At 53.9% G+C, this 20,061-nt stretch carries 16 protein-coding genes; 6 read left to right on the top strand and 10 right to left on the bottom strand.

Translation table 11 applies throughout. The features are described 5' to 3' along the window. Window positions 1-149 precede the first annotated feature (149 nt). From AB1S56_RS03030 to AB1S56_RS03005, 6 genes are all read right to left on the bottom strand, one after another. A complete protein-coding gene (locus AB1S56_RS03030) occupies window positions 150-347 on the bottom strand; it encodes a hypothetical protein (protein ID WP_340871284.1) in 198 nt (65 codons plus the stop codon). 741 nt (window positions 348-1,088) lie between these two features. Next, window positions 1,089-3,122 (bottom strand): ABC transporter ATP-binding protein, encoded by a 2,034-nt coding sequence (locus AB1S56_RS03025; protein ID WP_340871282.1) that lies wholly within the window; start codon window positions 3,120-3,122, stop codon window positions 1,089-1,091. A gap of 19 nt (window positions 3,123-3,141) precedes the next feature. Then, window positions 3,142-4,890, bottom strand: a complete 1,749-nt coding sequence (locus AB1S56_RS03020; RefSeq protein ID WP_340871281.1) for an ABC transporter transmembrane domain-containing protein — start codon at window positions 4,888-4,890, stop codon at window positions 3,142-3,144. Window positions 4,891-5,313: 423 nt separating this feature from the next. Next, a complete protein-coding gene (locus AB1S56_RS03015) occupies window positions 5,314-6,906 on the bottom strand; it encodes a sensor domain-containing diguanylate cyclase (RefSeq protein WP_340871280.1) in 1,593 nt (530 codons plus the stop codon). Window positions 6,907-6,996: 90 nt separating this feature from the next. Beyond that, complete coding sequence (locus tag AB1S56_RS03010; RefSeq protein WP_340871279.1) at window positions 6,997-9,285, bottom strand: ATP-dependent DNA helicase; 2,289 nt, start codon at window positions 9,283-9,285, stop codon at window positions 6,997-6,999. Between the two features lie 844 nt (window positions 9,286-10,129). Beyond that, complete coding sequence (locus AB1S56_RS03005) at window positions 10,130-11,248, bottom strand: RNA-guided endonuclease InsQ/TnpB family protein (protein ID WP_367903423.1); 1,119 nt, start codon at window positions 11,246-11,248, stop codon at window positions 10,130-10,132. A 343-nt stretch (window positions 11,249-11,591) separates the two neighbouring features. Here AB1S56_RS03005 and AB1S56_RS03000 point away from each other — a divergent pair, with 343 nt between their 5' ends. After that, entirely contained in the window at window positions 11,592-12,011 is a 420-nt protein-coding gene (locus tag AB1S56_RS03000; RefSeq protein ID WP_340872744.1) for a VOC family protein, read from the top strand. A gap of 102 nt (window positions 12,012-12,113) precedes the next feature. Here the strand turns inward: AB1S56_RS03000 and AB1S56_RS02995 are convergent, their stop codons facing one another. Continuing rightward, on the bottom strand, window positions 12,114-13,004 hold the full coding sequence (locus AB1S56_RS02995) for a LysR family transcriptional regulator (protein ID WP_340872746.1): 891 nt from the start codon (window positions 13,002-13,004) through the stop codon (window positions 12,114-12,116). Window positions 13,005-13,115: 111 nt separating this feature from the next. On the opposite strand from AB1S56_RS02995, the gene AB1S56_RS02990 reads away from it, so the two are divergent. Next, window positions 13,116-14,402, top strand: coding sequence for an adenylosuccinate synthase (locus tag AB1S56_RS02990; protein ID WP_340872747.1), 1,287 nt, complete (start codon window positions 13,116-13,118; stop codon window positions 14,400-14,402). Between the two features lie 90 nt (window positions 14,403-14,492). Here the strand turns inward: AB1S56_RS02990 and AB1S56_RS02985 are convergent, their stop codons facing one another. Further along, on the bottom strand, window positions 14,493-14,666 hold the full coding sequence (locus tag AB1S56_RS02985) for a hypothetical protein (protein WP_340872748.1): 174 nt from the start codon (window positions 14,664-14,666) through the stop codon (window positions 14,493-14,495). Between the two features lie 152 nt (window positions 14,667-14,818). Between AB1S56_RS02985 and AB1S56_RS02980 the strand changes: the two genes are divergently transcribed. The 4 genes from AB1S56_RS02980 to AB1S56_RS02965 all read left to right on the top strand — a co-directional run bounded on the left by AB1S56_RS02980 (window position 14,819) and on the right by AB1S56_RS02965 (window position 17,775). Further along, on the top strand, window positions 14,819-15,310 hold the full coding sequence (locus tag AB1S56_RS02980; protein ID WP_340872750.1) for a hypothetical protein: 492 nt from the start codon (window positions 14,819-14,821) through the stop codon (window positions 15,308-15,310). Then, window positions 15,307-15,867 carry a CBO0543 family protein gene (locus tag AB1S56_RS02975; protein WP_340872751.1) on the top strand — a complete coding sequence of 187 codons (561 nt, stop codon included), beginning with the start codon at window positions 15,307-15,309 and terminating at the stop codon, window positions 15,865-15,867. Before AB1S56_RS02980 ends, AB1S56_RS02975 begins: the two co-directional genes overlap by 4 nt. Before the next feature lie 96 nt (window positions 15,868-15,963). Then, on the top strand, window positions 15,964-16,872 hold the full coding sequence (locus AB1S56_RS02970) for an aldo/keto reductase (RefSeq protein WP_340872752.1): 909 nt from the start codon (window positions 15,964-15,966) through the stop codon (window positions 16,870-16,872). A 57-nt stretch (window positions 16,873-16,929) separates the two neighbouring features. Then, entirely contained in the window at window positions 16,930-17,775 is an 846-nt protein-coding gene (locus AB1S56_RS02965) for a DUF2935 domain-containing protein (protein WP_340872754.1), read from the top strand. 79 nt (window positions 17,776-17,854) lie between these two features. Here AB1S56_RS02965 and AB1S56_RS02960 read toward each other — a convergent pair whose 3' ends face one another. Together AB1S56_RS02960 and AB1S56_RS02955 are read right to left on the bottom strand one after the other, a co-directional pair. Then, a complete protein-coding gene (locus AB1S56_RS02960) occupies window positions 17,855-18,958 on the bottom strand; it encodes a Ger(x)C family spore germination protein (RefSeq protein ID WP_340872755.1) in 1,104 nt (367 codons plus the stop codon). Beyond that, the gene (locus AB1S56_RS02955; RefSeq protein ID WP_340872756.1) at window positions 18,955-20,061 is read right to left on the bottom strand and encodes an endospore germination permease; all 1,107 of its coding nucleotides are present in this window, start codon (window positions 20,059-20,061) and stop codon (window positions 18,955-18,957) included. Before AB1S56_RS02955 ends, AB1S56_RS02960 begins: the two co-directional genes overlap by 4 nt.

Here is a 20,061-nt window from a genome sequence, read left to right as displayed (position 1 = left end):
TTGCTGCTTGCGCGCGATTATTGAAGTCCGGGAAATCCGCGTTCTCCACCAGTTGCCTGTCAGCGATTGGCTCTTACCTCAAGCGGACCTTCACAGGCCCAATGTACCCAGCCCGGTTAGGCGCGAGACTTGAAAAGAAGTCCTGACATTCAGGGCTTCTCAAGCTTTTGTTTGCTTTTATGAAGCAATGGTTGTTTCTTATAAAGAATGTGAGCTAATAATGAAAGTAACATACCTAATGGAAAAATGATATCCTCGTACTCCAATACTCCGTTGATAACCGGCTTAAGCCCGAATATCATTCCACCGGTAAATCCCGCTACTCTTAATATTTTCAAGATATTCATAGTCACCATCCCTTATTCTTTTCGAGTCAGGTTGCGGATGCTCGTGCCTATCATATCATCCCATAAAATAACGATAAAGCACCATTTTTTTCAATCTATTACAATCCATTATGACAAATCCTCTATCGAGGCCTTACAAAGATGAGCGACCGCGTTTAGATGTAGGATTTATCGCCAAATCGAATTTCCGTTTTCGAATGCTCGAAAACTTATAAATTCTATTGTGGTTAAGAACACCGCCTGACGATGTCAACGGCCAAAACCTTCGCGCTTGTCATCAACATCGTCTTTGCGGGGCTTCTAACGGCGGTTAGCCTTCAGCCGAACCTAATCGGCTATTCAACATTGTAACGGAAACGTCTATTCATGCTGAGGCGGGCGGGTTGGACAAAATAGACGTGCTACATACGTCTATTTGCGCTGGGGTGGACGGTTTGGACGAAATAGTCGTGCCTCATACGTCTATTTGTGCTGGGGTAGACGGTTTGGACGAAATAGACGTGCCTCATACGTCTATTTGCGCTGGGGTGGGCAGGTTGGACGAAATAGACGTGCCTCATACGTCAATTTGTGCTGGGGTGGACGGTTTGAACGAAATAGACGTGCCTCATACGTCTATTTGTGCTGGGGTGGGCGGGTTGGACGAAATAGACGTGCCAACACTCCCTTGTCGCATGTTAATTACTTTGAGCATACAGAAGGAGCAGGCCCCGGGCCTGCTCCTTCTGCATGACATATCCGTTAAGCCGGCTGCGCCGCGCCCTGCTGAAGCTGGTACATCGCATAATATTTGCCGCCATGCTCCATAAGCTCGTCATGGCTGCCCCGCTCCACGATCACGCCGCGGTCCAGCACCAGAATTTGATCCGCCTGGCGGATCGTCGACAGCCGGTGCGCGATGACGAACGTCGTGCGCCCCTTCTTCAGCACGTCCAGCGCCGCCTGAATGATCGCCTCCGTCTCGGTGTCGATGCTCGCCGTTGCCTCGTCCAGAATAAGAATCGCGGGATCATAAGCCAACGCTCTCGCGAACGAGATCAGCTGCCGCTGGCCGGCGGACAGCGTCGCGCCCTTCTCGATGACCGGCGCGTCGATGCCGCCCGGCAGCTGCATGAACATGTCGTAAGCGCCGACATCCTTCAGCGCCTGCACGACCTTCTCGCGCGAGATGGACGGGTCGTCGAGACTGACGTTGGAAGCAATCGTGCCCGTGAACAGGAAAGGATCCTGCAGCACGATGCCCATATGCTGGCGGAGCAGCTGCTTCGGCATGTCGCGCACGTCCGTGCCGTCCACGACAATTCGTCCCTTGCCTTCAGCGAGATCGTAGAACCGGAACAGCAGGTTCAGAATGGAGCTTTTGCCGGAGCCGGTATGACCCACCAGCGCTACCGTCTGGCCTTGGCGAGCGTGGAAGGTGATGTTCTTCAGCACATATTCGTCCTTTTTGTAAGCGAACGATACGTCCTCGAAGGAAACATTGCCCTTGTATCGCTCCATGCGTCCCTTCGCTACCTCGATGCCCTCCTCGTCCATCAGCTTGAACACTCGCTCCGCAGAGACGCGCGCCGTCTCCAGATTGGACAGCTGATTCACGATGCCGACGATCGGCGCGAACATCCGGTTCATGTAATCGATATAGGCGTACAGCACCCCGACCGTCACGATCGCACCAAGAGAACCGCCCCAGAACATCCATACGACAATCAGGAACAGCACATTCCGTACGACGTTAACAAGGTTATGCGACGTAATGGAGTTGAGGCTGAGCAGCTTGTTCTGGTATTTGAAATAATAATCGTTCATCTCCGCAAATTCCTTCGTCGTCTCCCTCTGACGGCGGAACGCCTGGATGATCGTCATGCCCTGAATGGATTCGTTAATCATGGCATTAATCTCGCTCAGCTTCGCCCGAATGATGCGGTTGTACTTGGCCGCGAACCTCCGGTACACGATAATCCATACAATCAGGATCGGAACAAGCGGCAGCGTAATAAGCGCCAGTCTCGTGTCCAGCAGGAACAATGCGCCGAAGATGGCCCCCATATAGATTGTCCCTGTAAAAAAGTTCGCCAACACGCCCACATACAGCTCCCGAATCGCCTCCGTGTCGTTGGTAATGCGGGAGACGACCTGCCCCGCGGCCAGGTTGTCGTAATAATTCACCGGCAGCCGCTGCGTATGGGCATAGACATCGTTCCGCATCTTGCGCACAATCTTGTTCGCGGACGTCTGCAGCATAAGGCGCTGGCCGTAAGCGAACACCGCGACAAGCAGGAGCAGGCCGAAGTACAGCGCCGCCAGCTTCAGCAAGCCTGGAATCTCCGGCTTGTAGAAGACGAACAGCTCCTCCTTCGTCAGCTTCGTCACGGGATATACGGCGCTTTGTCCCGTTGTCTCGTCCGTCACGGTCATGGCGCCGCCGTTCACCGTGCGTTTGCCGCCTTCCCATTGCAGATCGCCGGAGAGGAAGTAGTAGCTCCGCTCTACCTGGAGAACCCGCGCCGATGCGCGCTCTCCTGGTACTTGCTCCGCCTCGAAGCGGTCCTCTCGTTTGTACCACTTGCCATTGTAAGCCACGGCGTAGGGCTGCTCTCCGCTAACCTCATGCCATCTCTTCTCAATGCCCAGTATATTCTGGTCAATCATACGTTTGGCGATGAGCGGTCCTGTCAGCTCCGCGCACACCGCCAGCACCAGCAGCAGCAGCGCTACTGCTATCGGCTTCTTGTACAGCATGGCGTACCCAAACAATCGTTTGCCTGTTGTGCCCATTGTTCTTCGCGCCTCCTATCTATTCAGTCTCGATCGCCGCTTCCAATTGCTGGCGGTCGTATTGCTCCTTGTACCAGCCGCCTCTTGCCAGCAGCCGTTCATGCGTGCCCTCTTCCACAATTCGTCCTTCGTCCATCACGATAATCCAATCCGCATGCTGCACCGCTGACAGCCTGTGCGTCGTAATCAGCGTCGTCTTGCCCGCCCGCTCCGTGCGGATGCCGTCGATAATCTCCGCCTCCGTCTTCGCGTCCACAGCAGACAACGCATCGTCCAGCATCAGAATGTCCGGATCCGCAATCAATGCGCGAGCGATGCTCACCCGCTGCTTCTGGCCGCCCGACAGCGCCACGCCCTTCTCGCCAACGAGCGTATCGAGGCCGTCGGGCAGGTACGCGATATCCTTGGCGAACGATGCCCGCTCAAGCGCCCGCTGCAGATCCGCTTCGTCCGCATCGGATCGTCCAAAGAAGATGTTCTCGCGGATCGTCTTCGAGAACAGAATCGGCTGCTGCGGCACATACCCAATCCAGCCCAGCACCTGGTCCAGCTTCAGCTCGCCCAGCGGCACGCCGGATATACGAATGCTGCCCTTGCCGAGCGGATACTCACGCAGCAGCTGCTTCAGCAAGGTCGTCTTGCCGCTGCCCGTGCGCCCGACGATGCCGAGCGTACCGCCTTGATGCAGCTTGAATGTAACGTTCTCCAGGTTGTTCACCTTCGACGAAGGGTACTTGAACGTCACCTTGTCGAACTCGATCAGCGTCGGCTCGCCCACAACCGCAGGCGCTTCAGCCTCCTTCACATCCTGCTTGTAGCCAAGCGTCTCATTCACACGGTCAAGCGAAGCGTTGCCGCGCTGCATAATGTTGATCAGCTCGCCGATCGCGAACATAGGCCAGATCAGCATGCCGAGGAAAATATTAAAGGATACCAGCTCGCCCAGCGTAATTTCGCTGCGAAACACAAGGTAGCCGCCGTAGCAGAGACCGATGAGGTAGCTGCAGCCGACAAGAATTTTCATCGTGGGCTCGAATAACGCGTCGATCTTGGCCACGGCGATATTTTTGCCCAGCACCTCATCCGTCTTGGCCTGGAATCTGGACTCGCTCGCCTCCTCCTGCACGAACGCCCGAATCACTCGAACGCCGGCCACCGACTCCAGCACCTGATCGTTCATCTCGCCGAAGGCGTCCTGCGCGTCCATGAACCGTTCATGAATCTTCTTCCCGTAAAAGGACATCGCCAGCGCCATTATGGGCAGCGGCAGCAGCGCCGCGACGGTCAGCTTCAGGCTGATTGTCGCCGCCATAACAATAAGAATCGTAATCATGAACAGCGTCGAGTCGACCAGCGTCAGAATACCGAAGCCTGCCGTTGTGGCGACCGCCCCAAGATCGTTTGTCGAGCGCGCCATCAGATCGCCCGTCCGGTTGCGCTCGTAGAAGGTTGGCGTCATCCTCAGAAAATGTCCCATCATGCTCGACCGGAGCAGCCGCTCCAGCACAAACGCGCCGCCGAACAGCTTGTAATGCCAGACGTACGTAATCAGATAGCCGACCACTGTCAGGCCGATCCACACATACATCATACGATTGAATTCCGATGTGCCCAGCAGATTTTGGCTAATGCCGTCGACCAGATAGCCCAGCAGCCAAGGAGGAATAATATCAATGATGCCAGTCAGCACAAGCAACGTAATCGCAATCGTGTACCGCTTCCATTCCTTGCGGAAAAACCATCCTAACTTTTTCAAAACTCCGAACATGGTCTCACCCACACCTTCCGCAGCCCTTCGTGAGGGCCTCTTTTTGTAGCAGGGCATTGCTTATCATTCCCAAAAAAGGCAAACAAAAAAGCATGCCGCCGTAACGACACGCTTCATCAGACCGGGCCATTCTCCCCTCTCGCAGAGCTCGAAGAGATACCTTCGCCAGGCACAATAAAGGCGCATGATTACGACACGTAACCCTGCGCCTCTGATTCGCGAATAAACTCGCTGTCACAGCTGGAAGACGCTGAATAGGATTACGACGCTGCGGCTGTCGCCACAATGGTTCAACCTGTTATCGCCAAAAATCCGCATGTGCGCAATCCCCTTTCTTCCTGCTTGGTTAGCAATATCTTGAAATCTACTTTGTCACTTTATCACCGTGTACAAGACGGTGTCAATCCGAAAGTTAGGTTTAAATTATTCTTTACCAGACCAGCCATCCGCTTTCCCCGCCACGGTCGTGCGGTTCCTTCCGCCCGCCTTGGATCGGTATAGCGCATGGTCGGAGCGCTCCAGCAGGTCCTCGACCGAAGCCGCGTCCCGCGGGTATTCAGCTATACCCAGCGACAAGGTGACAGGCCTGCCGATTGGGCTGATTGTATGCATGACCTTGGCCCGGATACGCTCGGCGAGCTGGTACGCCTCACCATCGGCCTGAGCGTCAGGCAGCAGCACAACAAACTCCTCTCCGCCGTAGCGGAAGCACGAGCCCCTGTCCCCGGTCTCGCCCTTCAGCAGCCCTGCGAGGAAGGACAGGACATCATCGCCTCGGGAATGGCCGTATGTATCATTAACGGACTTGAAGAAATCAATATCCGCCAGAATAAGCGAAAACGGCACATTCGACCGGCTTAATGTGGAGACCGCCTCATCCAGCGCCCGCCGATTCTGCAGACCCGTCAGCTTATCGATCGTTGCCTCCTGCATCAGCTTGTTGTTCTTCTCCTTCACGGTGTCGATTGCAATCTCCACCGTGTCCGACAGAATGGCGGCCTCCCGGAAGAAGCGAATCCGCTTGTCCGGCCGCGTAACATCCTTGCCGCTAATCAGATTGTCCATCAGATCGGACAGCAGAACAAACGGCATGGACAGCCTCCGGGCCATATAAAGCGCCAGCGCCAGCAGCACCATAATCGCGGGAAGTATATAGAGCAGATTCATACGCGCATTCGCGCCAAGCTGCTCGTCCACATGCGCCACAGGCGTCTGCATGACGACGCCCCAGCCCGTCTCCTCCATGAAGGAGTAGGCCGCCAGCATCTCAGTCCCTTTAGAGTTGGTCACTTCGCCGTAGCCCTCGCGGCCCTGCATAAGCTGCTGCACGAACGGATTCACGCTGACGTTCTCGCCGATCCGCGCTTCCTCCGGATGGAACAGTAAATACCCCTTGGGACCAACCACATAATAATACGAGCCCGTGGAATCGATTTTGTTGTAGCCTAATATTTTGTTCACCACATTGCTTTCCTGCAAATAGATCGTGCCGGCGATAATGCCCCTGTAGATGCCTTGTTGATCATACATGGGCTCGCTCATCAGAACGATAAGACGTCCCGTCTGCGCCACATATGGAACAGACAAATAGGGTTTCTGTGCCTCTAGTGCACGAGTCGTCTCGCCCGCCATAAGCTGAACACCCTTCAGCCCGACCGTAATGGGGGCGATATTGCGAATCAGTCCCGTTTCGTCCACCCAGGACAAGGAATTGAAATACAAATTCGTCGACCGAATAAGCTCGAGCTGCTGCTGAATGCCCTGATCCGTCAGCTCCTCGTGTTGGGACAGATAATTGGCGGTAACTCTCAAGCTGCTTCGCATAGACACGAACAGGCTGTCGATGGAGTGGCTGACCTTATCCGCGTTGGCGTAATTCAGCAGCAGTGTCGTCTCCGTCAATGACTGCTGCTGCGATCGGTAGGAGAAGAATAGCTGAAACAGCGTGGAAAGCCCAAGCGACAGGACAACAAGACCAGCCAACAGACTGGTCAGACTAAGCGGCTTCTTCATCATGGAATATGCTCCTTCATGGTTCACACTTGGCTCTCTTTTGAGAATACCTTATCTATCTATTAACGGCAGTCGAGGACAATTCCATTAGCTCTAAGGGCGCCATTCCTCCGGCAGCAGCTGGCGATAGCCGCTCTCCTCATATCGGTCGTCGATAAGAACCAGCGTCCCTCTGTCCGTTTCCGATCGAATCAGGCGTCCCCCGGCCTGAAGCACCTTGTTCATGCCGGGAATGACATAAGCGTAGGTGAAGCCGTTTTTGCCCAGCGAGCTGTAGTAGCTCCTGAGCGTATCTCGCTCCAGCCCCAGCTGCGGCATGCCTACGCCTATCACGATAACGCCGATCAAGCGGTCGCCCGGAAGGTCAACGCCCTCGGAGAAGATGCCGCCCATGACGGCAAACCCAACCAGTGAACGGTCCCCGTCTGGACGGAACCTGTCCAGGAACTCGTGTCGCTCCTCCTCGGACATCCCGCTCCCCTGAAGAAGGGTATGCGGACGCTCCTCGTCTTCCTCCAGAAGGTGCGTATACACCTCATACACCGCGTTCATATAAGCATAAGAGGGGAAAAATACCATATAATTGCCCCGCTTGGCAGCCACCGTGCGGCGAATGACCTCTGCTATCGGCTTGTACGAGGCCTCACGATCCTGATAGCGCGTCGAGATGGGATGTACAGCCACCGTCAACCCCTCTCTGGAGAACGGAGACGGCAGCGAAAGCGTATAATCCCCCTCTCCGCCCCCCAGCATGTCCATGTAGTAGCCGAGCGGGGCCAGCGTGGCGGAGAAATAGACGATCGACCGGTATCCCTTCACCGTAGCTGCGACCAGCTCCGATGGATCGAGACAGAAGAGCTTCAGGCTGACGTCATTCCGAGAGGTCTCGATCAATGTAGTGAACCGCTCGTCATACAGCTTGGCAGCTCGAAGAAACCGCTGCACGAGAAAGTACAGCTCCAGCAGCTCGCCGCCCTCCGTCTCAAGCAGCGGCTGAACCACCTCAGAGAAGCGCTCCACGAGGGCAATCAGCTCGTCCGGACGATCCTTCTCGCTGATCGCAGGCTTGCCGCCCGCGAGTCGCTTGCGTGTGGCAATCCAATAATCATTGACAGCCTTGGCCGCTTCGAACGCTGGCTGGTGCCGCCCCTTGAACGCCCGCTGCATACCGAGGAACGGCGCTTTGGACAGCTCGCCGGAGAACATCTCCCGGGCGCGGTCCGGCAGATTATGCGCCTCGTCAACCAGAATGGCTGTCCGCTTCTTCGCCTCCCCCAGCAGCCGCTTGAACGAAATGCGCGGATCGAAGACATAATTATAATCGCAGATGACAACATCCGCCGCATAAGCGAGATCCAGGGAAAACTCAAACGGGCATACCTCATGCTTCCTTGCGTACTGCTCGATGACGGGACGAGTCATGAGCGTCTCGTTCGCCAGAATGTCCAGCATCGCTCCGTTGATGCGATCGTAATAGCCGTCTGCGAACGGACAATGCTCCTTCTCGCAGCGCGTCTCCTCCTGGAAGCATATTTTCTCCTTTGCGGTCAGGGTGACAGCGTGCAGCTGCAGTCCCTTGGCCGCCATAAGCTGAAGGACGTCCTCGGCTGCAGCCCTCGTGGTTGTGCGCGCGGTCAAATAATATACCCGCTGCAGCAGGCCTCGCCCAATCGCCTTGATTGCGGGATAGGTCGTCGAGACCGTCTTCCCTATGCCCGTGGGCGCCCTCGCGAACAAGGAGACGCCTTCCTCCACAGACTTGTAGACCGCTCCCGCCAGCTTCCTCTGTCCCGCTCGATATGACTCGAAGGGGAACGGCAGCGCTTCAATGCTCGCGTCGCGCCGCAGCTCATGGTCTCGTCGCAGCCTAGCAAACGGCGCATACCGCTCCAGCATATCCCAAACGTCCCGCTCCAGCTCCTCGAAGCTGGCCTCCCGGTCGAAGCGCGCCGTCTCTCCCGTAGTCGTGTTCACATAAGAGAGCTGGATGCGCATGACTGGCGTACCGGTGTCTCGGGCGTACATATACGCGTAGAACCATGCCTGAGCCCAGTGCACAGGGTAACCCTCCGCTTCGCGAACACGCTCTAGCTCGCCCCCCGTCGACTTGATCTCGTCAATCGTGGGAAGCGGCTCTGTCGCCAGCACGCCGTCTGCCCGGCCATCTACGATGAACAGCAGCTCCCCGCACGGGATTTCGGCCTTCAGGTACACTTCCTTCCGGTCGCCCTCTCCATACTCGCCTTGCAGCCGCAGATGCGCTTTCGTTCCTTCGTGCATGGCGTCCATCGCCTGCAGCCGGTAATCGATGCTGCCGCTGGAAAAGACGTATTCCACCAAATGCCTGACCGACAGCGCAACCGTATAACACGTCCCCTCCATGCTCCACATTCCCTTCCGTCTGAACCATTGTCCCCCAGTGTATCACGCGATCAGCCCGCGTGCCAGAAGCACACGACTGCTAATGTTCGGCAGCTGAGCGGGGCGCGATTAGACGTGCCAGAAACGTCTATTTGTGCTGTAGAGCCTCGTTGGGCGCGATTAGACGTGCCAGAAACGTCTATTTGTCCTGTAGAGCCTCGTTGGGAGCGTTTAGACGTGCCAGAAACGTCTATTTGTGCTGTAGAACCTCGTTGGGTGCGTTTAGACGTGCCAGAAACGTCTATTTGTCCTGTTGGGCCTCGTTGAGCGCGTTTAGACGTGCCAGAAACGTCTATTAGTGCTGGGTGCGGGGGATTAAGCGTGTCTGAAACACTTATATGTGCTCCATGCGGCGGCTTCTCCCTGTTAGACTAACTGAAGCAGAGTCCTCTCACCACATCCAATACAATCTCCCCACTACTCCCCCATGCTCTACATGCAGAACGTACAGTTATTTTCTCAATAATCCTCTTGTGACCAACACGAACTGCAGAAAGTACATCTAATATGCATGGTTTGGAGGAAAATCAACTCTTCGACTACTTTTAAGTGTAGGCTTTGCAGGTAATCCCCTTGAAACGGTCATGATGCTCCAAATTAACTGCAGGTTTTGCAGTTCAATCACATTTCTACCTACGTCAATGACCCCCACTTAACTAACGTTTGAAGTGGGAGCTTGTAACGACCCGATCGTACGAACGTCTTGCGACTCCGATCTTTTGGCGTTCCGAAGAACGTGGTGTTACATCCTCGAGTAAGCCTTCGCCTACCAATGGGCAGATTGACAGCTGCCCTGCAAGCCTAGTCATGCTAAGCCTGCACCTTCAAGAAGGTACTCTTTTCCCTTCAAACAGAGATTCATGGCGCCGATCCGGTCATCATTGCTTGCATATCCGCATGCCTGGCAACGAAAGCGATGCCTGCGTTTATCCCGGTTTTCTTTGGCCGTGTGGCGGCATAGGGGACACGCCTGCGAAGTGTGCTTCGGATCCACGGCTAACACCATCGATCCTGCAAGCTTCGCCTTATACGTCACCATCTGACGCAGCTGATAGAACGCCCACGATACCGTCACATACCGATACTTCAGCTTTGCCTTTTCCGCCCTGCGGCGGATCCCTGTCAAATCCTCCAGCACAAACAGCGTATTCGCCCCATATCGGGTAACGAGTGCCTTACTGACCTGATGGTTCACATCGGTCATCCAACGGTTTTCTCGTTCTCCGATTTGCTTCAGCCTGCGGCGGGACGAAGCCGTTTGTTTGCGTTGCAGCTCGGAACGCAATCGTTGGTAGTTTGCTCGTTTGTGTTTCAGTCCCCTTCCCCGAAAAAACAGCGTTCTCCCCTCGGTGTCATACACCGTAGCTACAAAGTTGATGCCCAGATCAATCCCTGCAATGTGTTCAATCTCCTTAAGCTCAGGAGAGGCCATTTCCTTAGACACTGGAATATGCAAAAACCACTTCTGTTTTTTGCATACCAGCTTGGCTGTACCGAATGTCCATGTGCCGTCGAAATAGGTCTCCATTCCTTTGGCTTCGAAGGGAATCTTAATGCGGCCTTGCAGCGTATTGACGGAGAATAGCTTTGCGCTTAGCGAGTAATCCCGTCTCCAGACGAGATCGTATTCCGGCTTCTTAAATTGTATGCGTGTCCAAGCATGTCCGCTGCTCAAGATGGTCTTGTATTTAGCCCGTACCGTTTTCAATACCGACTGCGCCATTTGAGAGCGCAGGCCCATCGTGCTGCGCAGGGTTCGATACGTCATTCGGTGCAGGGCAGACTGCCGGCGCTCGCTCGTCTCAAACACAAGGGCAGAGACAAAATTACAGCCTTGACGATAAGCGATCATCGTTTGTTGCAGGGCCATCATTTGACTTTCTGACGGTTTGATTTTGATTTTCGCCGTCACGGTAACGATCATACGTTCGCCTCCTCACTATACTAATTTTAGCATAGTAGGGGGAACAAGAACACACCAGATATCATTCCGGCTAACGCCGAACGCCCATTCCTCCCCCGCTTATAGAAGACGGGAGTATCCTGGGCGATATTGTTGAAAACTTGAAGTGTCCACTTTCTCGACAAAGAGGGCCAACCTCTATTTAAAGTCGATTTGTGCTGAGAGCCCCGTTTGGAGCAAGTAAGTCCCTTAAAAATCTTAATAAATAAATAAGATCATTTGTTCGTAAAATGTCTGTTATTTCTTCCCTGACTGGTGTATACTGATTGAGGTTAAACAAATTTTGCCAAAGGGGCTGTGAGTAATGTCCATCCAATTGAACCCGTATGTGACTCTTGACGGTACGACAAAAGAAGCTGTGTACTTCTATGAGAAGGCGCTGGGCGCCGAAATCATCAGTATCATGACATTTGGTGAAATGCCTGCGGATCCGAATTACCCACTCGCCGACGAGGTGAAGGATCGGGTCATGCACGCCCATCTGAAGGTTGGCTCTTCGGATCTCATGTTCTCAGACACTATGCCAGGCATGCCGCATCAGCCAGGCGATACGATTTCTATATCAATCCAAGCTCAAGACCAGACTCGCGCACGCGAAATCTTCGCCGCTCTGGAGGACGGCGGAAATGTCGTCATGCCTCAACAGAAGACGGACTGGAGCCCGCTTTATGGTATGGTGAAGGACAAGTTCGGCATCTTGTTCCAGATCAACGTGCCTGAATAGCCTGCCATTCTCACCATGGAGCAGCTGCCACTAGGAAGCTGCTCCATGAAAATTTAGACAACCTACACGGCTGCAGGGATACTCTCATGAATCAAGAGCAGTCTAGCTCGACGTTTTCTCCCAGTCATTTAGAAATTGCTTGGAGGCAGCTGATAACGGCACGCCTCTTAGCGTTGCAATCCCGACATGCCGGGCTGGGGGGTAGGGAACAAGCGGAAGCTCTACCAGCTGACCAGATGCCAACTCCTTCTCGATGTAGCTTCTCGCCACAAACATCAGACCGAAGCCTCTTGCCGCAAACTCAACGAGGAGATCGATGCTGCCAAGCTCGAAATCTGGCTGGAGCTCTATATCATTCGCCGTGGCGAAGTCATCCAGAAATCGCCGAGTGCTGCTGCCCTGTTCAAGAAGCAGCATGGGGTATTGTCGAAGTTGCTCCAGGTGGAACGGATTCTCCGCCAGCTCTGCATATTGGGCTCCGCCAACCAAACATTCCTGCAAGACGGCACATGCCAAGAGCTCGAGCTTCTCATCTTCGATGGGCAGATTGACAATCCCAAAATCGATTACCCCTTCCTTGAGCAATGCAATCGTCTCAGGAGTCGTCCGATTTGTTACGCGAATGCGGATATCGGGGTATTCACTATGGAATCTCTCCAGCTTAGGCAGCAGGAAGTGCTTGCACAATGTATCGCTAGCTCCTATGCTGATCTCCCCGTAACGTAAGCTCCTCATCTCCGCTATCGTCTTCTCTCCCAGCTCCAGCATACGGAAAGCCTGCTCTACAAACCGATACAGCGCCTCTCCCTCCGTCGTTAATGACACGCCTCTCGTCGATCGGAAGAACAACGGACCCTCAAAGCTCGCTTCCAACTGCTTGAGCGTGTGGCTGACGGCCGGCTGCGTAATATGAAGACGTTCAGCTGCTTTGGTCAAGCTTCCAAGCTTTGCAGTCCAATAAAACACACGATACCATTCCGTATTATTATCCACCTCAACATTACCCCTATTTATGTGATGTATTAGTTATATTAATTTTTCTAATGTCTGTGCCTCACATTATAATTAGCCGTGAAGTGGAAAACAAGTCCGGGAGGCGAAAGAATGACAGTTACGGCAATTGTAGGGGCGAATTGGGGAGATGAAGGCAAAGGCAAAATGACGGATGTGCTTGCGTCAGATGCTCGTTATGTAGTCAGGTATCAAGGAGGCAGCAACGCAGGGCATACGATTATGAACCATTTCGGGAAATTTGCGCTTCATATGCTTCCCTCGGGCGTTTTCAATCCCAAAGTGATGAACGTCATTGGTCCTGGGACTGCACTAGACATCGAAGCTTTCTTGACAGAACTAGCGTACCTGAAGAAGAATGGCGTGCCAACTCCCCTGATCTCAGTGTCCGAACGGGCACAAGTTGTACTGCCGATTCACCGTCTATTCGACGAGCTGGAGGAGGAGCGGCTAGGCTCCCGTGGATTCGGCTCCACCAAAAAAGGTATAGCACCTTTCTACTCAGACAAATACGCCAAGATTGGCGTACAGGTAGCCGATCTATACGATGAGAAGCAGCTGCTGAAACGTGTGACACAGTCGCTCGAAATCAAAAACATCTTACTTGCTCATCTATACGGACGAGAGACGATACAGCCGGAGGCGCTGCTGCCTGATCTTCTAGCGCAGGCGGAAATGCTGCGAACTTACGTATGCGACACCACCTCTATGCTGCATGGTGCATGCTCAAGAGGGGAGCGCGTATTACTTGAAGGCCAGCTTGGCGCATTACGCGACCCGGATCACGGCATATACCCTTATTCAACCTCTTCCTCTACACTTGCTGGGTTCGCTTCCGTTGGGGCAGGTGTACCGCCTTACGCCATTACAGACATAATAGCAGTGACCAAAGCGTATTCCAGCTGCGTTGGCGCAGGGCCCTTCGTGAGCGAGCTGGACGGCTCGGAAGCAGAGGAGCTTCGCCGACGAGGCGGCTCCTCCGGGGAATATGGAGCCACAACTGGACGACCTCGCCGAGTGGGCTGGTTTGATGCTGTCGCAACACGTTACGGCTGCATGGTGCAAGGCGCAAACTCGGTTGCGCTTACTAATCTCGATGTGCTGGGTTATTTGGACGACATTCCCGTGTGTGTTGGATACGAATTGGCGAATGGAACCGTCACCGAGCAATTTCCAGTCGGCTCGATGCTGGAAGAGGCTAAGCCCGTACTGCAGTGCTTACAAGGCTGGCGCTGCGACATTTCCGGAGCTCGAACGTTCGAGGAGCTGCCAAAGGCGGCACAACAATATATTGCATTCATTGAAGCATCTATAGGTACGGCCATTTCATACATATCGGTTGGGCCTAACCGCGATCAGCTAATCAAGCGAGATAGATAGTCACAACAACGGCGCGCCAGAGAATGCTCATTCCCTTGGCGCGCCGCAATTTGGTTCAAGCTTATTCATGCGATCATGCTATCGTTCAGGCTAGTCGCCTATGTCATCCCACATGCGGAACCTCGACCGTTGCCGGGAGTCAGCCACCGCCCCGAATTCTTCTTCCTCCGTAAACAGTCCAAACTCCGGATCGATGTCCCGCTCCGTCACCAAGCCTTCGTGATACACTTCCTCCGGCAGCTTTACGCGCTGTTTGCCTTTCATGGCATTCACTCTCCTTCTTCAGCAAGTTCGATAATCTTGACATAGATTACCCTATACCGCCTCATTTCAAACTCCAACCAAATCATCTATGGTTTATGCTGCCCCGTCACCGGGAATATTGTTTATTATCCTATGGCCATGAGGTTCCTAACATGCTTCCAACGGTTACGTTTTTCTTTCTCTTATGCTTGTCGGTCTTGCTGCTCTTCACTCTCAAGCGGCTGAAGGCCTGGTTCACGTCCATCGAGCTGCTGCTGGCTGTCATGTTTGCCTCCTACCTATGCCAGACCGTCTTCTACACCTTGTCCTCCCCCTATGAGAGACTGTCTGTGGTCGAGCAGCACTTCCCGTTCTGGACAGTCCGGCTGCAATATGGCGTTGTTCTCGCCATTACGCTCATGTGGGTGATGGCATGCTTTCGCTCCAGAGCCAGTCTAGTCCATAAGCTAAACTGCGCCTTTGGCTGGGTGCTGTTCGTTGTGCTCTGCGAGAAGGCGCTGCTAATGGCAGGCGTGCTGGAATCACAAGCTGCGAGCTGGTACCCATCCCTGGATATGACGGCTTATATGCTCGTCGTCATTCTCATGCTGTCCTTCACTGATTGGCTGCGCCGCATTCTACTGAAGGAGGGACTCATGCGATGATGAACAGCCTGCTAGAGCAATGGCATGAGCTGATGAAGCCTATGCTTCCGGCGCCCTTCGACGGGAACGAATATTTCACCATCGCGAGCACACTTATTGTGCTTGCGGTGTTCTTCTATGTCCATCGAAGAAAGCCCGCGCTGCTTCAGACGGAAATAGTGGCGATACTGCTATTCAACCTGCTGTACGCTACGATTGGAGATTATTTTCTCGCTATGAAGCCTTACGATTTCTACAATACAGTGGATCATGACAGCGGGGAGCTCATGGACCTCCTCCTGCAAAATGTCGTCTACCCCTTCACCCTCCTGATCATGATGCATGTGTACGCGTCCCTGCAGCCCCGTCGGCGGCTGTTTATTCCAATCTGCACAGCCGTTCTTGTCCTGCTGGAGTGGATTGGCGAGGAATATTTCCAGCTCTACACCTACAAATCGTGGAAGCTGTGGTATTCCGCCGTGTTTTATATATTCGTGCTTATCGTAAACGTGCTGTTCTTCATTCGTTTCCGGCATACGATCCATCGCCTTCGCGCACAAGTCGAGAATCACCCGTAAACCGATGAATCCGGTCATCCCGACTTTACAATCTCACATCGTCACTTCACAATAATAGTGGAAGCTTAAGTGATGAAGGGGAGGTGCAACATCGCAATGAAGCAAAACCGATTGGGCAGCTCCGATCTGACCGTCAGTGAAATCGGTCTTGGCTGCATGTCGTTGGGAACAGAGGAGACGGAGGCCGTCGCCATTATTCATGAGGCGCTGGAGTGCGGCATTACCTTACTCGACACCGCCGATCTATATGACGGGGGTAGAAATGAGGAGCTTGTGGGCTTGGCCGTTCGCGGCCGCCGCGCTGACGTGGTCATCGCGACCAAGGTTGGCAATCGGAGAGTGCCCGGCAAGGAAGGCTGGACGTGGGACCCGTCCAAAGCTTATATCCATGCTGCGGTTCGGGAGAGTCTGCGCCGGCTTGGAACGGACTATATCGACCTGTACCAGCTGCACGGCGGCACAATCGACGATCCCATGGAGGAGACGATCGAGGCGTTCGAGGAATTGAAGCGAGATGGCCTTATCCGTCATTACGGGATTTCCTCCATTCGCCCCAATGTGATTCGGGAATATGCCAAGCGCTCCAGCATCGTCAGCGTGATGAGCCAATACAGCATGCTGGACAGGCGTCCCGAGGAGGAGACGCTGCCGCTGCTTGCCGAGCGCGGGATCGGGCTTATCGCACGAGGTCCGCTTGCAGGCGGCATCCTGACGGAAGCAGGCGCCGGCAAAGCGAATCGCCAATACCTGGACTATTCGCCTCTGGAGCTCCCAGAGACGCGCCGCAGGCTTGCCGAGCTGGTCAGCGGCGAGCGGACCTTGGCCCAGACTGCAATCCGCTACGCACTGAGTGAGCCTGGGGTTAGCACAGCCATTCCAGGCGCCAGCAATATCGAGCAGCTGCGGCAGAATGTGTCCGCCTCCAAGGCGGCTCCGTTGACTGCCGAGGAACGGGCCGCCATTCGAGCGGCGACCAAAGCGAACCAATACGCGGATCATAGATAAGCACGCAGCCTCATACACTTAGGAAGACAAGAACACCTAAGTGTAGGAGGCTTTGCTATGTCTACGGAACCGCCCCTAGCCACGTTCACTCCTTATCAGGAGCATGCGTTCTGGCTGGAAATCATCGACGATCACGCACACTTCATGAGGGATTATCTGTCTCCAACGGAGGCGCAATGGGTACAGAACGCGCAATGGTACATCGACGCCCTTCACGCCCTCCGGATCAATGTCAGTGGGCTGAACCCCGAGCTGCCCCCATCATCGCCAGAGATGATCAGGATTGCGGGGGAGATTTACCCTGTGGCATCGGGCTATTATCAATTCGAGGGGCACATGCAGCGACTTCGCATACAGAATGAAGTGAACCTGAATCTAACGCCTACCTACCTGAACGGCACATTGAACGAAAATCAGGAATATCTGCGTATGCTCGGCTATTATGTGCAAGGGCAGCAGCCCCCTATGCAATCCCTGTATGAGTTGCTTGATCTGTGGCTGGAGGATCAGCTTGGCCATGCCGTCTTGCTCGGCAACGTGCTGGACCCTATAGAAACCGGCTTGACGACACGGACCTCGGAATTCGCCAAGGCATTTCAGTCCCTTATGCTGAAGAATGAGGCGTTCAAAGGCTATTTGCGCTTCACGCCTCCCGGCTTTCACGCCCAGCTCCAGATGGCCCGGGATACGTCCGCAGTGACGGCCGACTTCTACCGATTGGTCGAAAGGATCATTGCCATGTACGAAAATACCAGCGTTCTATCCCGGGCAACATTGCGCTTTCTGGAGCATCATCTACCCGAAACCTGCTACTTCATTCACAAGCTGGAGCAGCTTGATCCCGAGATTATCCCAATTCCGAACTGTCCGCTGACGAAGCCCTCTTTCCCGCTGCTGCCATAAGAAATCCTGTATCGATGCCTTCCAGAGTTGAGCGACCGTGTTTACATGTAGGATGTATCGCCAAATCCTCCAGCGTTCCTCATTTGAGAACGCCAAAGGTGTCGATGCTGAGGCTCAGCTGCAGCTCAATATCGGATTGCGAAAAAGCTGCGCCCCAATCCTTGCTGACCTCCTTCCAGTGGTTGTACTGAAAGGCTCGGGCGTGTATACCCAGCCCTATCGGATCGACATGACGGGACTGAAGCTTTGCAAGAAGCGAACGGAGCGCCGTCTCCAGCTCCTCCTTCAGCGCTGTCTCCAGCTCCGTCTTATTCCTCTCCAAAGATTGCAGCTGATCGATCTCTGCTATTTCCACTCGCAGGGGAAGTCTGATGAGGAAATGGAACTGGCCATCTCGATAGCTCGTCTTCACCTTGGTGCTCGCTTTTTTGATATCATAGCTGACAGTCAACCGTCCGTCTGTCCCATTAATCGTTGCCGTATAGGAGGCAGGCGAGGTGAAATTCTTCTGGAGCAGGTGCAGCAATAAGCTCTCCACCTTCGTGAGATGCAGAGCGTATTTGCCTTCTGCGGATAAGAGCGCCGTCCCAGTGACCGCAATTTCCTTGCCCATGGGCTTGATCTCAGACACCGCAGGCGTCATTCCTTCCTCAGTCTGCATATAATGATAATTTTGCAGCGTGGTACGGACAGTCATCTCGGCCTCGTAGCTGGCTTCAATCAGCTTTCGAATATATTCCGTGAGAATGGGCTGCGACTTCCATTTGGTCTCCATCAGCTTCCTCACCGAGCATTCACAGGTGACAACAAGCGCGTTATTCGATATTTTGGCATCTCGATAAATAACGTCCAGGTACGGAAGGAGCTGCGCCTCCTGAAGCAGGCTCTTGCCGACCAGTACAATCTGCAGCTTGCCGCTTAAGAACTCTCCCCCAATCTTGCTGCTGAGCACCGAGCGGGTATCCCTCAGCGTCTTCCCGCTGCCGGTCAACAGAATTTCATTCGACTTCGATTCCTCGTTGAAATCCAGCACCATACCGGTCACGGCGAGCTTCTTATTGTCCATCAGCTCTAGTCCAACAATTGTTATCAACGTGCTGTTGTCCAGCTCCGTTCGATCCGCGCAGCCTGAGAGTGCCAGCACCGCTGTCACCAACCATAGGGCACCTATCCAGTTCCTCATTTACGAAGCATCCTTTCACCCGCTCTTCTTGTCAGCCACCATCCCCAGAGCAGGATAGGAAATACGTATCCGAGCCCAATCGAGAGGGGATCATACCAGCTGCTTGTCGCCTCCATGGTATCGAATGAAGGCTGTATGATTGCCGCTGCCAGCACATACACGGCCAGTATCGGCACAATGAGCTTGGCATGATCCTGCATGCCGACCAGATCCTTAATGCCAATAGCCGCAAAGGATAAATATGCGCACAGCGTCTGGGAAACTAGAATGATGTAATAGGACAGGAAGACAATCTCGAAGCGCTCGATAAAGGGAAGTGTAATCGTCTTCAGCAGCTGCATCGTCGGCCATATGTAGGTACGCAGCTCTTCGCTTGTGAAATACATGGTCGCCGCCACTACCACCACGAGATAAATGCTTAAAGCGAGAGTATTGGCAATCATCAAGCCTTTGAAGGCCTTGGATTTATCCTGCAGATGAGGGTACAGCATGTAGGCCATCTCGAAGCCCAGAAACGGAATTAACGTCGGCTTGATCCCCTTCAGCAGCGGCATCAGACCATCTCCCGCAATCGGCAGCAAATTCAAGTAGTGTGCATCCTTAAGGGAAAAAAACAGCAGCGGCGGCATCCATAATGTGAACAGATAAACAAATTCCACATATCTGCCTTGCACCTGCAGGCGATGCCTCGTAATGCAAAAGACGGGAAGCAGCAGAGCAACGATCAACAATAGCTGATTCATGTTGCGCAGAATCCATACCTGCAAAATAATAACCTGCGTGAACAAGATATGCCCTACTGCAAATGCCGCAAACACAATCCAGCCTGCCATAACTGCGCGACCCAGCCATTTGCCCATAACCAGCTGCAAAACCTCTGCGAACGGCTTGCCGGGGTAAAGCTTCATGACCTGTACAATAAACAGGCCAGCCAGCGTCGCGAGCAGCCAGCCCAGAAGGATGGAGATCCAGCCGCTGTTGCCGGCTTCCAGCGTCAGCGTATTGGGCAGCATCAGCACACCAATACCGATCTGTGTTTTGTACAAATAAAAGATATACTGCTTATTGCTGATTTGTTGCGACTGCCCAGCACTGGCGCTCAT

Origin of the sequence: Paenibacillus sp. PL2-23, from assembly GCF_040834005.1 — a bacterium.
Lineage (GTDB): Bacteria > Bacillota > Bacilli > Paenibacillales > Paenibacillaceae > Pristimantibacillus.
Note: the sequence above shows the minus strand (reverse complement) of the source record. Positions and strands in the feature narration are given on the sequence as shown.

Excerpts from the sequence above, each read along its gene's own strand:
- AB1S56_RS02955 (WP_340872756.1), bottom strand. The coding sequence starts at position 20,061 with ATGAGCGCCAGTGCTGGGCAGTCGCAACAAATCAGCAATAAGCAGTAT.
- AB1S56_RS03030 (WP_340871284.1), bottom strand. The coding sequence starts at position 347 with ATGAATATCTTGAAAATATTAAGAGTAGCGGGATTTACCGGTGGAATG.
- AB1S56_RS02965 (WP_340872754.1), top strand. The coding sequence starts at position 16,930 with ATGTCTACGGAACCGCCCCTAGCCACGTTCACTCCTTATCAGGAGCAT.
- AB1S56_RS03005 (WP_367903423.1), bottom strand. The coding sequence starts at position 11,248 with ATGATCGTTACCGTGACGGCGAAAATCAAAATCAAACCGTCAGAAAGT.
- AB1S56_RS03015 (WP_340871280.1), bottom strand. The coding sequence starts at position 6,906 with ATGATGAAGAAGCCGCTTAGTCTGACCAGTCTGTTGGCTGGTCTTGTT.
- AB1S56_RS02985 (WP_340872748.1), bottom strand. The coding sequence starts at position 14,666 with ATGAAAGGCAAACAGCGCGTAAAGCTGCCGGAGGAAGTGTATCACGAA.
- AB1S56_RS02980 (WP_340872750.1), top strand. The coding sequence starts at position 14,819 with ATGCTTCCAACGGTTACGTTTTTCTTTCTCTTATGCTTGTCGGTCTTG.
- AB1S56_RS02990 (WP_340872747.1), top strand. The coding sequence starts at position 13,116 with ATGACAGTTACGGCAATTGTAGGGGCGAATTGGGGAGATGAAGGCAAA.
- AB1S56_RS03010 (WP_340871279.1), bottom strand. The coding sequence starts at position 9,285 with ATGGAGGGGACGTGTTATACGGTTGCGCTGTCGGTCAGGCATTTGGTG.
- AB1S56_RS02960 (WP_340872755.1), bottom strand. The coding sequence starts at position 18,958 with ATGAGGAACTGGATAGGTGCCCTATGGTTGGTGACAGCGGTGCTGGCA.
- AB1S56_RS03025 (WP_340871282.1), bottom strand. The coding sequence starts at position 3,122 with ATGGGCACAACAGGCAAACGATTGTTTGGGTACGCCATGCTGTACAAG.
- AB1S56_RS02970 (WP_340872752.1), top strand. The coding sequence starts at position 15,964 with ATGAAGCAAAACCGATTGGGCAGCTCCGATCTGACCGTCAGTGAAATC.
- AB1S56_RS03020 (WP_340871281.1), bottom strand. The coding sequence starts at position 4,890 with ATGTTCGGAGTTTTGAAAAAGTTAGGATGGTTTTTCCGCAAGGAATGG.
- AB1S56_RS03000 (WP_340872744.1), top strand. The coding sequence starts at position 11,592 with ATGTCCATCCAATTGAACCCGTATGTGACTCTTGACGGTACGACAAAA.
- AB1S56_RS02975 (WP_340872751.1), top strand. The coding sequence starts at position 15,307 with ATGATGAACAGCCTGCTAGAGCAATGGCATGAGCTGATGAAGCCTATG.